Below are 13,073 nucleotides of genomic sequence, written 5' to 3' on the forward strand. Positions count from 1 at the left end.
GCCCTGTCGTCGCCCGGCGGGAGGTTCCCATGTCGCGATCCCCGCTGCGCCGCGGACTCCTCGCCGCGGCTGTCGCCTTACCCCTCGTGCTGGCCGGCGCGCCGGCCGTGGCCGACCTCGCCCCACCCGACGGGGCCATCCCGTACGTCTGGCGGGTGACGGCCACCGACTCGCAGGTCAGGTCGCTGGCGGAAGCCGGCTTCGACGTCACCACGACACGTGACGGCGCGGCGCTCGTCGTCGGGCCGAGGTCCACCGCCGACCAACTCCGCGGCCTTGGCCACCGGCCGCGGTTCCACGACACGGTCCACAAGCCGGTCGAGGAGGCGGAGACCGCCGCCGCCGACACCTTCTACGGCGGCTACCACACCCCCGCCGCGCACGAGGCGCACCTGGACCGGGTGGCGAGGGAGCACCCGGAGCTGGCGACGGTGGTCGACATCGGCGACAGCTGGCGCAAGACCCGGGGGCTGGGCGGGCACGACATCAAGGCCGTCTGCCTGACCAGGAGGACCAGCGGCGACTGCGCGCTCCGCCCCGACGCGGCCAAGCCCCGGCTCGCCGTGATCGCCCAGATCCACGCCCGCGAGCTGTCGACCGGCGAACTGGCGTGGAAGTGGATCGACCACCTGGCCACCGGCTACGGCAGCGACGCCGAGGTGACCTCGGTGCTGGACAGCACCGAGGTCTGGGTGGTGCCGATGGCCAACCCGGACGGGGTCGACATCGTGGCCTCGGGCGGCAACCGGCCGAAGGCGCAGCGCAAGAACGCCAACACCAGCAACGGCGCCTGCACCGGCACCGGTGTCGGCGTCGACCTCAACCGCAACTCCAGCTTCCACTGGGGTGGCGACTCGACCCGCCCCTGCTCGGAGACCTACCAGGGGCCGCGGGCCGCGTCGGAGCCGGAGACCCGGGCGCTGGAGCAGTGGTTCCGCGCGCTCTTCCCCGTCCAGCGCGGCCCCGGCGACGACGACCCGGCCCCCAGCACCGCCACCGGCGTGATGATCACGTTGCACAGCTACGGCGACTACGTCATCACCCCGTGGGGGTGGACGGAGGACCCGGCCCCCAACGACGCGGAGCTCCGCGCGCTGGGCCACCGGATGGCGGAGTCCAACGGGTACGTCGTGGGCACCAACGGCGACACCGTCGGGTACTCCACGAGTGGGACGACCGACGACTTCACCTACGGCGTGCTGGGCGTCGCCAGCTACACCTTCGAGATGGGCTCGTCGAGCGGCTCGTGTGGCGGGTTCTTCCCACGGTACTCGTGCGTGGACAGCGATTTCTGGCCGAAGAACCGGGGTGCGTTGCTGACGGCGGCCAAGGCCGCCGCGGCGCCCTACCGCACCCCCTGAGCGCGTGACCGAGGGTGGCGCCGCCGCCGGCGGCTGGCGCGGCGCCGCCCTCCCAGTCCGACCGCGTGCCGCCCACCCGAAGCCGAAGCCGACCGGACTACAGGCCCTCCGCCAACGCGCTGTGGAGCATGCGCCGGGCGGCGCCACGCGGATCGGGGTGCACCTCGATCAACGCGTTCACCACGCTCCCGTCGACCAGGGCCACGAGCCGGTTGACCCGCTCGTGGTCGGCGGGGATGCCGCAGCGCGCCAGGGTCTCCAGCAGCAGCTCGTGCAGGTCCGCCGACAGTTCGCTCATCAGGGGGCGGAGGTGCGGCCGGCGCCCCGTGGCGACCAACCGCTCGTACCGCAGCACCACCGCCTCGGCGTCCCGTTCCGTCGCGGGGCCGAGGAGCTGGTCCAGGACGATCTCGACCACGCCGTCCACGTCGCGCCGCCCCGCGGTCAGCTCGGCGAGCTGCGCCCAGCCCCTGGCCAGCTCGCCGCGGCCGTGGTGCTCGGCCGCCGCGGCCACCAGGTCGTCGAGGTCGCGGAAGTAGTAGGTCGTGGAGGCCAGCGGCAGCCCGGCCCGCTCGGCCACCGCCCGGTGCCGGACGGCGTCGAACCCGCCCTCGACGAGAAGCCGCGCGGCGGCCTCGACGAGGGCCTGTCGCCGCCGCTCCCCCTTCGGCGTGCTCGCCGGGCTCCCTGCAGACATGGCTACGGATGGTGCCATCCCCGGCGGCGACGGCCGGTTGCGCCAGCCCCGGAAGGGGTAATCAGGCCGAGGGAACGGACCGTTCGGAGGCTCCCCATGCGCAGGACGCACGCATCCCCCAAGCGCCCGCTCTCCGGGCTGGCGGGCCCCTACGGCCACCCGTTCCACCCGGTGCTCGTGCCGGTGCCGATCGGCGCGTGGATCTCGGCGGCGGTGCTGGACGTGGTGGCCCGGTCCGGGTACGAGCCGGGCACGCTGGCCAGGGCCGCCACGTGGTTGGTCGGCATCGGGGTGGTGGGCGCCGTCCTCGCCGCCGTGCCGGGTCTGCTCGACCTGCTGATCGTGCCCGCCCGGACGCGGGTCCGGGGTGTGGCGCTGCTCCACGTGGCGCTGAACAGCACCGCCCTGGTGGTGTTCGTCGTCGATCTCGTGCTGCGGTGGAACGCGCCGACCGACCGCGCGGCGCCGCTGGCCCCGTTCGTGTTGACCCTGGTCGGCGTGGTGCTGATGCTCGCCGGCGCGTTCCTGGGCGGCGAGCTCACCTTCCGCTACGGGATGCGGGTGGCCGACCAGCACGACCAGGCCGTCGGTTTCCGCACCGCCGACCTGCGGGAGGCGGTCAGCGAGTCGGTCAGTGAGTGGCACCGGCCAGGTTCAGCCCGATGATGCCGGCGACGATGAGCAGCAGGGACACGATCTTCAGGGTGGAGACGCCGTCGCCGAGCCAGATCATGCCGATCACGGCGGCCAGCGCGGCCCCGGTGCCCGTCCACACCGCGTAGGCCGGCCCGACCGGCAACGACTTCAACGCCCACGCCAGACCGGCGAGGCTGATCGCGGCGGCGACCACGAAGGTGATCGACCAGCCGAGCTTGCTGAACCCGTCGGACAGCTTGAGCGCGACCGCCCAGACGGCCTCGAACACCCCGGACAACAACAGGACGACCCATGCCATCGGTTCCGCCCCCTTTTTCTAGTACGTGCGTACCAGAAGAAAGTAGCACGGCCGTACCAGAAAAACCGGCCGGCGGTGGCGACCCCCACACGTCGGGGTGAGCCAGGTCGCGCCCGGCACCGGAACTCCACCAGGCGACGAGCGCGGAGCGCCCCGCGCGCCCGGAGGCCGGGATCTGGCGATCAGACGCGCGGCGGGTCAGTAGCGCGCGGCAAGGCGCTGGGCGACACCGCTCAGCTGGTCGGCGAAGGGGGCGGTGGTCGACCCCTTCTGCGGCTCGCTCAACACCGTCAGCGACCGCCCGCGCGGCGTCGGCACGACGTGGCCCCGAGCCCCGTCCGGGCGGCTCAGCTCCCGGTTCTCCCCGCCGCTGCCCTCCGGCCCGAGCACCACGGACACGACCCCCACGACGTCCCGGTCCCGCAGCACGAACGCGGCGCCGGACGCGCCGCTCGGACAGTCCCCGGACGCCGGGCTGGGCTCCCGGCCGGCAGCGGCCGGGAGCTCGCCAGCGAGGGCGATGGCGAGCTCCCGGTCCGCCGGTCCGCACCCGCTCCGGGTGCCGCCGGTCCCTGGACCGGCGCTCCCCGAGGTACCGCCCCCCTGCTTAGGCGGATCCTCCGGGATGTCGTAGGGCGGCGGGCCACCGGAGGGGCGCGCGCTCGGCGCCTTCTCGGTCGCCCTGGGGTCCAGTGTTCCCGACTCCATGTGAGGTACGGGTGGGGCGCCGCGATCTCGCGCGTCGCCGGACGCCGGCCCGTCGGCCGCGCTGAGCGAGGCGGGCTGGCTGTCGGGCGCCCGGTCGAACAGATCGGTGCCCACCGCCACGCCGCCGAACAGCACCGCCGCGCCGAACGCCGAGCCGACCGCGAGGGCCGTGCGCTGCCGCGCCGCGGCCTGTCGCGAGGCCGCCGCCACGTCCCGCTCGTCGAAGGACGCCGGTGGCGCGTCGCGCACGGCGTCGCGGAACACCGCCGCGAGCTTGTGCTCGTCCACCTACAGCCACCTCCTCGACCACCGACCGCCCGTCGCGGCCCCTCGTCCCGGGCTCACGACGCCGACCGCAGGTCGTCCAACGCGTCGCCCAGCGCGTCCCGCAGGGCGTCCAACCCCCGGGCGGTCTGGCTCTTCACGGTCCCCTCGGTGCAGCCCAGCGCCTCGGCCGCGCCGGCGACGTCGAGCCCCTCCAGGAACCGCAGGACCAGCACCGCGCGTTGCCGCGGCGGCACCCGGCGCAGGCCGGCGAGCAGAGCCTCCCGCGTGGCCACCGCCTCGCCCGGCTCCCCGGAGGGGCTCGGCGTGTCGGGCACCTCGTCGGTGAACCGCTCCCGCCGCCACGGCCGACGCGACTCGTCGATCACCGCGCGCACCAGCGTCTTGCGGACGTAGGCGTCGAGCGCTCCCTTGTCCCGCACCTTCCGCCACCGCCGGTGCAACGCGACGAACGCGGTCTGCGCCAGATCGTCCGCGCGGTGCCAGTCCCCGCAGAGCAGGAACGCCATGCGCCGCACGGCCTCCCGCCGAGCCACGAAGTACTCCGCGAACTCCTGCTCCTCGCGCTGGTCCACGCGGGACTCTCCGCTCGTCGTGCCTGCACCTTCCGGACGGACCGGCCACCGGAACCGGTTGCACGACCCGTCACCGAGATCCACGTCACCCTGGGGGCGTGGCCGACACGGTACTCAGGTCGCCGCCGGTCGCCACCGGGTCCCCGGCTCCGGCCCGCCGATCCCCGCCCGGCGCGGGGCGGCGGAACCGCGCCCCGGGTGTGGTGTGATCTCTTCGTGACCCTGCCGATCGATCTCCGCTCCGACACGGTGACCCGGCCGGACGACCGGATGCGGGCCGCGATGGCCGCCGCCGAGGTGGGCGACGACGTGCTCGACGGCGACCCCACCATGCGGGCGCTGGAGGACCGGGTCGCCGAGCTGCTCGGCGTCGAGGGGGCGCTGTGGGTGCCCAGCGGGTGCATGGGCAACACCATCGCCCTGATGGCGCACCTGGAGCGGGGCGACCGCTTCCTGGCGCCCAGGGCCGCGCACGTGCTCGGCAACGAGCTGGGCGCGCCCGCCTGGCTCGCCGGCGGGATGCCCGAGGCGCTGGCCTGGGAGCCGGGGCCGGGCCGGATCTCGCCCGAGACCGTGCGCGCCTGGGCCGGCGAGACCGGCCCCTACTACACGCTGCGCACCCGGCTGCTGTGCCTGGAGAACACGCACAACGCGGCCGGCGGGACCGTCCTGCCGCCGGACGAGCACGCGCGGCTCGTCGCCGCTGCGGTGGACTGCGGCCTGCGGGTGCACCTGGACGGCGCGCGGATCTGGAACGCCGCCGTCGCGCTGGAGGTGCCCCCGGCCGCGTTGACCGTCGGCGTGGACACGGTGCAGGTCTGCCTGAGCAAGGGGCTCGGCGCGCCGGTGGGCTCGCTCGTGGCCGGTTCCGCCGCGTTCGTCGCGGAGGCCCGCCGGCTGCGGAAGATGCTGGGCGGCGGAGTCCGCCAGGGCGGGGTGCTGGCGGCGGCCGGACTGGTGGCCCTGGACCGGATCGAGGACCTCGCGACCGACCACGCCAACGCCGCGGCGCTGGCCGCCGGCCTGGCCGACCTGGGCTGGCCGGTGGACCGGCCGAGCACCAACATCGTGCTGGCGGGCGTCCCGGACGCCGCCGTGATGTCCCGCCGGCTCGCGGAGGCCGGTGTGCTCGCCGCTCCCATGAACGGCAGCATCAGGTTCGTGACGCACCGCGACGTCAACCGCGCGGCGATCGAGGACGCCCTGCGCCGCGTCGCCTCCGTGACCACGCACTGAACCGGAAACCGTGTGACGCCGAGGCATTGGGGGCGGACGTGGACATTCGTTGGGTTGTCTTCGACTACGGCGAGGTCATCAGCGAGCGGACCGACGCGTTGCCGGAGCTGGCCGAGCTGCTCGGCCGCCCGGCCGCGGACTTCGAGCGGGCCTACTGGGCCGAACGCGACCCCTACGACCGCGGGTGTTCGCACCTGGACTACTGGCGCGCCGTGGGCGGCCGGCTCGGTGTCGCGGTGGACGACGACACGGCGGAGCGGCTGACCGAGATCGACAACCGGGGCTGGTTGACGGTCGACGCCGAGTCGATCCGGCTCATCGAGGAGCTGCGCGCCGCGGGGGTGCGCCTGGCGCTGCTGTCGAACGCCCCGGCCCCGTTCGCCCGAGCCGCGGAACGCCAGCCGTGGACGGTGTCCTTCGAGCACCTGGTGTTCTCCGGCGACTTGGCCACCGCCAAGCCCGACCCGGAGATCTGGGCGGAGCTGGTGCGCCGTCTGGACACCCGCCCCGAGCGGTGCCTGTTCCTCGACGACCGCCAGGTCAACGTCGACGGGGCCGTCGCGGCCGGGCTGCACGCCCGGCGGTGGCGGAACGCCCCCGACGCCCGACCGCACCTGCGCGATCTCGGGCTCCTGCCCTGACCCTCGACCTTCGCCGCGGGATCGGCGGCCACCGTCCGAATCCGACACGGAGGCCGCGGATTTCGCACATGAGCGCGCAGAATGCGCTATCCCAGACCGCGTTTTCGTCCAAAACAGCGTTACTCGGGGGAACCCCCAAAATTTATGATCTCGTGGCGCTGCGCGGCGGGGCAAGGCCCGGGTCGGGTGGTCGGCCCGGCGGGTGCGGGGAGCTTCTACCAGGCAGTTCACCGGTTGCCGACCCCTTCGTGATCAACCAGCGGTAGCGTGCCGCTGGTCGATCAGAAGGAGGGTTGGCGTGTCGCTGCCGACGCCGGATCACAACGCCCTGCGGTTCGTCCCCGCCGACGGTCCCGTGCTGGAGCCGGTGACGAAGTTCGGCGGGCAGCCGGTGTGGCTGGCCGAGCCGACCTGGCCGCTGTCCGCCGAGCTGGGCCGGCCGATGCGCTTCCTCGGTCAGATCAGGCTGCCGGGCGAGTCGGTGCGGCTCGCCTACCTGTTCCTGACCGACGACCCGGAGGACGCGATCGACAGCACGTGGGAACTCGAGGCGGGCGAGAACGCGTGCTTCTGCGTCCCCGGCCAGGTGCCGGACTTCGTCACCGTCGCGTCCCTCAGACGGGGGCCGACCTTCGGTGAGGATCACCTGGTCGAGTTCGGCGCACCGCCCGAGGACGACGACGCGGACTCCCTGCACTCCCGGGTCGGCGGAGCCCCGAGCTGGCTGCAGGCCGAGGAGACGCCCGCCGGGGACTGGCGTTTCCTGGCCCAGCTCGACAGCTGCGACCTGCCGTTCGACGTGAACTTCGGGGACGCCGGCGTCGGCTACGCCTTCGTCGACGAGACGACGGGCGAGGGGCGTTTCCTCTGGCAGTGCGGCTAACGCCGCAGCTGCCGGTTCCCGCGCCGCGCCCAGCCGACGGCCGCCGTGGCGACGAACAGCACGCCGCCGATCACGGCCAGCCAGAACAGCCCCTTGATCACCGCGCCCAGAACGGACACGGCCAACCAGATCACGAGCAGGGCGCCGATCACCCGCCACATCGCGAACCTCCCCCGTTCGGTCTTCGTCCTCCCAACGAACGAGGGAGTCGATCAGTGCCCCAGGGTCGGCAACCACCCCTCGATCCGGCTCAACGCCTCGGCGACGTCCTCCGCCCCGCCGGCGAAGGACAGGCGCACGAACCGGCCTCCGTCCACCGGGTCGAAGTCGATCCCGGGCACGATGGCGACCCCGGTCTCGTCCAGCAGCCGTCGGCAGAAGTCGGTGGAGTCGTCGGTGAGGTGGGAGACGTCGGCGTAGGCGTAGAAGGCGCCGTCGGCCGGGGCGATGCGCTCGATCCCCAGCCCGCGCAGCCCGGAGAGCAGGAGGTCCCGGTTCGCGCGGTAGCGGGCGACGTGCGCGTCCGCCTCCGCGTAGGACTCGGGGGTGAACGCCGCGACCGCCGCGTGCTGCGCGAGCGCCGGGGGGCAGAGGGTGAAGTTGCCGGTCAGGCGGTCGATCGCCCGCAGCAGCGCCCGGGGCGCCAGCAGCCAGCCCAAGCGCCAGCCGGTCATGGCGAAGTACTTCGAGAACGAGTTCACGACCACCGCGTCCGTGCTGCTCGCCCACGCGGACGTGAGGTGCCGGCCGTAGCTGATGCCGTGGTAGATCTCGTCGCTGATGAGCCGCACGCCGTTGGCCTCGCACCAGTTGGCGAGCGCGGCCAGTTCGGCGGGGTCCAGGACGGTGCCGGTGGGGTTGGCCGGGCTGGCCACCACCAGTCCCCTGATCGGGGCGTCCAGCGCCTCCAGCACGGAGACGGTGGGCTGGAACCGGGTGTCCGGACCGCAGGGCAGCTCGACGACCTCGCAACCGAGCGCGGTGAGGATGTTGCGGTAGGCCGGGTAGCCGGGCCGGGCCAGGGCGACCCGGTCGCCCGCGTCGAACGCGGCGAGGAAGGCGAGCAGGAAGCCGCCGGAGGAACCCGTGGTGATCACGACGTCGTCGGGCTCGACGTCCAGGCCGTACCGGCTCCCGTAGTGGCCGGCGACCGCCTCGCGGAGCTCGGGGATGCCGAGTTGCTCGGTGTAGCCGAGGGGCTGGCGACGGAGCGCGTCCTCGGCGGCCGCGCGCACGGGTCGGGGCGCCGGGCTGGACGGCTGGCCCGCCGCCAGTGAGACCACGTCGCCGCGCTCCCGTTGTCGACGGGCCGCGGCGGAGAGCACCTCCATCACGTGGAACGGCGGCACGGCGGCGCGCTGCGCCACCCCCAACGACGACACCAGCTCCGTCATGCCGCCAGCCTGCCAGACGGGTGACCGGGGGACACCGACCCGACGAGCCCGGACGGACGCGCCGGCTCAGCCGCTCGGACGCGGCCGCGGGAAGGGTGTGGGGACGTGTTCCGGCCGGTCCACGCCCCCACACCGCCGGGTCGTCAGTAGCCCCGGTAGCCCGAACCCGTCTTCATGCCGACGACGCCCGGCACGTTGGACACCGAGCCGTAGCGCTCGATCGAGTACCGGACCCCGGCGATGATGTTGTCGACGGGGTTCCAGATGTCCTTGTGCCCGGGCAGCGCCCAGCGGTTGAACGTCGGGTCGATCGTCTGCATCAGGCCCTTGGACGGCGTGCCCTTGGCCGCGTTCGAGTCCCAGTTGTTGATCGCCTGCGGGTTGCCGCCCGACTCGTGCTGGATGATCATCCAGATGTCGTTCGGGTTCATCTTCTCGACCGGGTAGCCCTGGGCCTTGAGGATCTCGATGGCCTGCTGGATCCACTCGGCCACCTGGCCCTTCGGCGCGGGGCCGCCGCCCGGGGGCGGACCGCCGCTGGGGCCGAGGCCGCCACCACCGCCACCACCGCCACCGGAGTGGCCACCACCGCCGCCGCCGTAGCCGCCTCCGCCACCACCGCCGGAGTGACCGCCACCGCCACCGCCCGAATGACCGCCACCGGTCGGCTGCGGGGCCTCGGAACCGGTGCCCTGCGGGGTGGTCGTGCCCGGCTCCGGGGGCGGGGTGGGGGTCCATTCGACCTTGCGCCCCGGCGCCGGGGTGAACGGCTGCCCGTCCGGCGCCGGCAGGCTGGAGAACTTCGGCGCGATGTCGCCCACGTACCCGTTGAGCTTGCCCAACGCGGTCCGCAACGCGTTCTCGGCCTCAGCGACCCTGGGCCGCGCCTCGTCGGCGGACTCGCCGGCCAGCCGCTCGATCTGCGCGTTCAGCTCCTGCTCTGGCTTGTCCTTGTGCTCCGCCCTGAGCTTCCTGACCTCCTGGAGCAGCCGCTCGCAGATGTTGTTCACCGAGGTCTCGGCGGCCTGCAGGGCCTCGGCCGCGGCGTTCAACGCGCCCGCCGCGCCGCCCAGCGCCGTCTGCAGGGCCGTGCCGGCCTGCTTGACCTGCCCCATGTAGCTGACGAACCCGTCGGCCGATGAGCCCTGCCACGCGCCGTCCAGCGCGGCCACGGAGCGGTCGACCGCGCCGGCGGCCTCCCCGCACTTGGTCACGCTCTCCTGCCAGTGCCGGGCGATGCCGCGGACCGCCTCCGGGTCGCCGTCCACCTTGTTGGCGAGCTCGGCCAGCGCCTGCCCCCCGGGCAGACCCGCCACCTCATCCTTCGCGCTCAACGTCCCCTCCAGACGCCTCAGCCGGCCGGCGTCATCGTGCGCACGGCGGAGTCCTCCGCCTGCTGCACGCTCTGCTGCACCGCGTCCAACGCCCGCTCGACCTTGCCCATCAGGGACTCGGCCGCGGCGAACTCCGCACCCACCAGGGCGGTGAACTTGTCCACCGCCGAGGACAACCCCGCCGAGCCGTCCAGCCTGCCGAAGATCGACGGGTTGCCGCACTGGTTGGGGAAACCGTCGCCGATGGCCCCGAACTGGCTGGCCTGACCGCTGATCGTCGTGCGGCACTGTTCCAGCGCCTCACTGTTGAACTGGCTGACTGCCACTCCTGCCAACCCCCTTTTGGCGACCTGCGACGCTCAGTCTGACGGGTGACGATCAGCTTCGGTTCCGCGGCCACGGGCGACGCGGGCGGACAGGGTTGCCGGCGTTCCCCCGACGGCGCGTCCCTCGGCCAGGCGGCGCGTGGTGTCGAGCAGGTCCTGGACGTGCCGTGCCAGGCACGCGTTGTCCGTGGGCGCGACGGTGGCCCAGCGCCGTCCGTCGGCGGCGGACCGCTCCTCGACCAGGTAGCGCCCGTCGGCCGTGTCGTGGAAGGCCACCACCCGGGACGCACGTCGCCGCCGGCCGTGGCGGTCGAGCACGGCGGCGCCGAACTGCCCCCGCCGCCGGGCGCCCCCGACCATCCGGGCCAGCCCCCGCGCGTCGGCCGCGCCGACCCCCTGCCGGACCAGCCCCCGCGCGAACGCCGTCGGCGAGGGCCCCGCGCACCGGGCCGCGAGGTCGATGGCCGCACGCGGCGCCGACACCGGCCGGCCGGGGCCGGCGGGGTGCTCCGCCAGCAGGCCGACGGCCTCCCGCCCCAGTGCGCCGTCGTAGAGGTAGCGCAGCCGCAGCGCCGAGTCGTGCAGCACGGCCACCACCCCGATCTCGCCGCTGGTGGCGACGAGCGCCCGCACCTCTCCCCGGTCGACGGTGCCGATCCGGGCGTCGACGGCCTGGCGGGGGTCCGCGAGCACGGCGAGCGCGTCCCCCAGCACCGGGTCGAGGCGGTGGCGGGCCGCCAGGCCCAGACGCTCCAGCTCGGCCCAGGCGTCCGCGACCACGACGGCGCGTTCCTCGGCCAGAAAACCCCGGGGCGGCACGTGCAGCACGACCGGCGGCGGACCGAGCCGCAGCGCCGACCACGCCACCTGGTAGGCGGAGGCGCTGATCACCACCGCCGGACCCGTCCCCGGCGTCCGCGTCGACCGCGGCGTCCCCGGGCGGGTCACCTCTGACAACTCCGACCACTGGCGCCCACCGGACAGGGCGTCCCCAGCCGATGGTCCGCGATCGGCCGGCCCGTGTCACCGCTGATCAGTCGATCGGGTGCGCCGCCCGCCCCGTCTCCGGCGGCGGCCCCGCCCCGGGGCCACGCCGCGCGGCCGGCCCCCGGCACGTCGACGACGACGTCCGGCGGCGGGACGAACACGGGCATGCCGTTCACCACGGTCCCGCTCGTCGCCTCGTACTCCCGCATCAGCCCGGCCGCACGTTCGTGTGCTTCCCGCGCCGCCTCCTCGACCGGCTCGCGATCGACCGTATTCTCGAAGACGCCGGCGATCCCGCCCGCCACCTGCTCTTGGTCGCCGGCCGGCACCGGCATCGAGTCCCTGGTCCGGACGAAGGCCTCCCCCTGCTCGGAGACCAGGTCCACCGCGATCACCGCGCCGAGCTGGGCGTCCGCCGTCCACGCCGCGAGCCCGCCCACCGCGCCGAGCGCCGCCTGCGCCCTGGCGCCCTCGTAGGCGATGCCGATCCGGCGCAGGCCGTCGGCGATGTCCCGCTCCGCACGCGCGAACGCGGCGCCGACCGCCTCGCACCGACGGCGGGCGTCCTCGATGCCCCGTTCGCCGGGTCCGGTGCGGATGTCGTCGTAGATCTGCTGGTGCGGGACGGCCAACCAGTTCCGCCCCCGGCCGAACTCACCCATGTGGCCCGCCTTCTCCCACGACTGCCGTGCGACCGGTCTAACGCCGCTCCCGCAAGGTGGTCAACACCGCTTCGCTGACGAGGACCCCCTTGGCGCACAGGGCGTCCTGCGACCGCGCCGGTCCGGACCGCTGGCCGACCGCGACCCGGAGGAACTGCCCCTCGGCGACGCGCACGCTCACCTCGCAGGAGCCGGCGCCCGACGGGGAGCCGTCCGTCGTGGGACGGGCCTCCCGCGCGGGCACGCCGGCAACGGTGATCTCGCGGGTGCGGCGGTCGGGCCGCTGTCGCGCGTGGAGGTCGGTGGGCACGACGGCGCCCACCGCGACCACGTCGACCTGGAGTTCGGCCGCCTCGGCGGCGAACACGCAGCCGGGTGCGTCCAGGGTGGCGTCGTGGTCGGGCCGGGGAGGTTGGTCCACACCGAGCTCCCGCCGCTGGCCCTCGGTCAACAGCCGGCAGGGGTCCACTTCGGACAGTGGGCGGTCACCGGTCGGCCGGGTCGCCGCGGTCGTGCGGGCGTCCGGTGGCGGCCCCTCGGGGGTGCCGCATCCGGGCAACGCGCCGAGTACTGCCAGGAACACCGTGGCGGCCATCGGCGTGAAAAGACGAGAGAACCGAACGCGACCGCCACCTGGCCCGGCCACGCTCACGACTCCTGGCCGGGCGAGGGGGGTGGGGCGGTGGCTCCAGTGGCGCGCCGCACCGCCTCCAGCTGGTCGACGATCGAGCGGATCTGCGCGACGGCGCCCTCCCACGCGCGGAGCGCGGAGTTCGCGCCGTCGAGGCTGCGCCGACTCAGCGCCAGCGCGGCGTCGACGCTCACCTGGTCCGAGCCGGGCGCGAGCACCCGCAGCTCGCGCCGCGCCTCGGCGATCCTCGGCTCGAGTTCGGCGAGCGCGCGCCGGAACACCACGATCGCCCCGTCGACCTGGTCGGGTTCGATCCGCAGCACCCCGGTCGCCCCGTCCGGCGACCCGACGGTTCCGGCCCGGTCCCACACGAAAGGCATGGCCACCTCCCGACACGC

At 74.4% G+C, this 13,073-nt stretch carries 17 protein-coding genes; 5 read left to right on the plus strand and 12 right to left on the minus strand.

The features are described 5' to 3' along the window. The first annotated feature begins 29 nt into the window (after nt 1-29). Entirely contained in the window at nt 30-1,361 is a 1,332-nt protein-coding gene (locus BUE43_RS01855) for a M14 family zinc carboxypeptidase (protein ID WP_073480189.1), read from the plus strand. 97 nt (nt 1,362-1,458) lie between these two features. On the opposite strand, the gene BUE43_RS01860 is transcribed toward BUE43_RS01855, so the two are convergent. Beyond that, nucleotides 1,459-2,058, minus strand: coding sequence for a TetR/AcrR family transcriptional regulator (locus BUE43_RS01860; protein ID WP_073479552.1), 600 nt, complete (start codon nt 2,056-2,058; stop codon nt 1,459-1,461). A 96-nt stretch (nt 2,059-2,154) separates the two neighbouring features. On the opposite strand from BUE43_RS01860, the gene BUE43_RS01865 reads away from it, so the two are divergent. Beyond that, the gene (locus BUE43_RS01865) at nt 2,155-2,724 is read left to right on the plus strand and encodes a DUF2231 domain-containing protein (protein ID WP_073479553.1); all 570 of its coding nucleotides are present in this window, start codon (nt 2,155-2,157) and stop codon (nt 2,722-2,724) included. Here the strand turns inward: BUE43_RS01865 and BUE43_RS01870 are convergent. The 3 genes from BUE43_RS01870 to BUE43_RS01880 form a co-directional block, all read right to left on the minus strand. Beyond that, nucleotides 2,690-3,013 carry a DMT family transporter gene (locus BUE43_RS01870; RefSeq protein ID WP_073479554.1) on the minus strand — a complete coding sequence of 108 codons (324 nt, stop codon included), beginning with the start codon at nt 3,011-3,013 and terminating at the stop codon, nt 2,690-2,692. The genes BUE43_RS01865 and BUE43_RS01870 overlap by 35 nt on opposite strands. A 198-nt stretch (nt 3,014-3,211) precedes the next feature. After that, on the minus strand, nt 3,212-4,009 hold the full coding sequence (locus BUE43_RS01875) for a hypothetical protein (protein ID WP_073479555.1): 798 nt from the start codon (nt 4,007-4,009) through the stop codon (nt 3,212-3,214). Between the two features lie 53 nt (nt 4,010-4,062). Further along, nucleotides 4,063-4,581, minus strand: a complete 519-nt coding sequence (locus BUE43_RS01880) for a SigE family RNA polymerase sigma factor (RefSeq protein ID WP_073479556.1) — start codon at nt 4,579-4,581, stop codon at nt 4,063-4,065. A gap of 270 nt (nt 4,582-4,851) precedes the next feature. Between BUE43_RS01880 and BUE43_RS01885 the strand changes: the two genes are divergently transcribed. From BUE43_RS01885 to BUE43_RS01895, 3 genes are all read left to right on the plus strand, one after another. Next, nucleotides 4,852-5,817 carry a threonine aldolase family protein gene (locus BUE43_RS01885; protein ID WP_200797371.1) on the plus strand — a complete coding sequence of 322 codons (966 nt, stop codon included), beginning with the start codon at nt 4,852-4,854 and terminating at the stop codon, nt 5,815-5,817. A 38-nt stretch (nt 5,818-5,855) separates the two neighbouring features. Then, on the plus strand, nt 5,856-6,458 hold the full coding sequence (locus tag BUE43_RS01890; protein WP_407697074.1) for an HAD family hydrolase: 603 nt from the start codon (nt 5,856-5,858) through the stop codon (nt 6,456-6,458). 298 nt (nt 6,459-6,756) lie between these two features. Beyond that, on the plus strand, nt 6,757-7,341 hold the full coding sequence (locus tag BUE43_RS01895) for a YwqG family protein (protein ID WP_200797337.1): 585 nt from the start codon (nt 6,757-6,759) through the stop codon (nt 7,339-7,341). Here BUE43_RS01895 and BUE43_RS34585 read toward each other — a convergent pair. From BUE43_RS34585 to BUE43_RS01930, 8 genes are all read right to left on the minus strand, one after another. After that, nucleotides 7,338-7,502 (minus strand): hypothetical protein, encoded by a 165-nt coding sequence (locus BUE43_RS34585; RefSeq protein WP_200797338.1) that lies wholly within the window; start codon nt 7,500-7,502, stop codon nt 7,338-7,340. The two genes, BUE43_RS01895 and BUE43_RS34585, sit on opposite strands and share 4 nt — an antisense overlap. A gap of 51 nt (nt 7,503-7,553) precedes the next feature. Further along, nucleotides 7,554-8,735, minus strand: a complete 1,182-nt coding sequence (locus BUE43_RS01900; RefSeq protein WP_073479557.1) for a pyridoxal phosphate-dependent aminotransferase — start codon at nt 8,733-8,735, stop codon at nt 7,554-7,556. Nucleotides 8,736-8,878: 143 nt separating this feature from the next. Next, nucleotides 8,879-10,069: a WXG100 family type VII secretion target gene (locus BUE43_RS01905; protein WP_073479558.1), complete on the minus strand. Its 1,191-nt coding sequence runs from the start codon at nt 10,067-10,069 to the stop codon at nt 8,879-8,881. A gap of 17 nt (nt 10,070-10,086) precedes the next feature. Beyond that, nucleotides 10,087-10,395, minus strand: coding sequence for a hypothetical protein (locus BUE43_RS34015; protein ID WP_073479559.1), 309 nt, complete (start codon nt 10,393-10,395; stop codon nt 10,087-10,089). 33 nt (nt 10,396-10,428) lie between these two features. After that, a complete protein-coding gene (locus BUE43_RS01915) occupies nt 10,429-11,286 on the minus strand; it encodes an ESX secretion-associated protein EspG (RefSeq protein WP_159447673.1) in 858 nt (285 codons plus the stop codon). A gap of 53 nt (nt 11,287-11,339) precedes the next feature. Next, nucleotides 11,340-12,044: a hypothetical protein gene (locus BUE43_RS01920; RefSeq protein ID WP_073479561.1), complete on the minus strand. Its 705-nt coding sequence runs from the start codon at nt 12,042-12,044 to the stop codon at nt 11,340-11,342. Nucleotides 12,045-12,081: 37 nt separating this feature from the next. Next, nucleotides 12,082-12,639, minus strand: a complete 558-nt coding sequence (locus tag BUE43_RS01925) for a DUF3558 domain-containing protein (protein WP_073479562.1) — start codon at nt 12,637-12,639, stop codon at nt 12,082-12,084. Between the two features lie 53 nt (nt 12,640-12,692). Beyond that, nucleotides 12,693-13,055: a hypothetical protein gene (locus BUE43_RS01930; RefSeq protein ID WP_073479563.1), complete on the minus strand. Its 363-nt coding sequence runs from the start codon at nt 13,053-13,055 to the stop codon at nt 12,693-12,695. Nucleotides 13,056-13,073 lie beyond the last annotated feature (18 nt).

Source organism: Streptoalloteichus hindustanus (assembly GCF_900129375.1).
Taxonomy (GTDB): Bacteria; Actinomycetota; Actinomycetes; order Mycobacteriales; family Pseudonocardiaceae; genus Streptoalloteichus; species Streptoalloteichus hindustanus.

Bases quoted from the DNA above. Each gene is read 5' to 3' on its own strand.
- BUE43_RS01855 (WP_073480189.1), top strand. From the start codon at position 30: ATGTCGCGATCCCCGCTGCGCCGCGGACTCCTCGCCGCGGCTGTCGCC.
- BUE43_RS01860 (WP_073479552.1), bottom strand. From the start codon at position 2,058: ATGTCTGCAGGGAGCCCGGCGAGCACGCCGAAGGGGGAGCGGCGGCGA.
- BUE43_RS01865 (WP_073479553.1), top strand. From the start codon at position 2,155: ATGCGCAGGACGCACGCATCCCCCAAGCGCCCGCTCTCCGGGCTGGCG.
- BUE43_RS01870 (WP_073479554.1), bottom strand. From the start codon at position 3,013: ATGGCATGGGTCGTCCTGTTGTTGTCCGGGGTGTTCGAGGCCGTCTGG.
- BUE43_RS01885 (WP_200797371.1), top strand. From the start codon at position 4,852: ATGCGGGCCGCGATGGCCGCCGCCGAGGTGGGCGACGACGTGCTCGAC.
- BUE43_RS34585 (WP_200797338.1), bottom strand. From the start codon at position 7,502: ATGTGGCGGGTGATCGGCGCCCTGCTCGTGATCTGGTTGGCCGTGTCC.
- BUE43_RS01900 (WP_073479557.1), bottom strand. From the start codon at position 8,735: ATGACGGAGCTGGTGTCGTCGTTGGGGGTGGCGCAGCGCGCCGCCGTG.
- BUE43_RS01920 (WP_073479561.1), bottom strand. From the start codon at position 12,044: ATGGGTGAGTTCGGCCGGGGGCGGAACTGGTTGGCCGTCCCGCACCAG.
- BUE43_RS01925 (WP_073479562.1), bottom strand. From the start codon at position 12,639: ATGGCCGCCACGGTGTTCCTGGCAGTACTCGGCGCGTTGCCCGGATGC.
- BUE43_RS01930 (WP_073479563.1), bottom strand. From the start codon at position 13,055: ATGCCTTTCGTGTGGGACCGGGCCGGAACCGTCGGGTCGCCGGACGGG.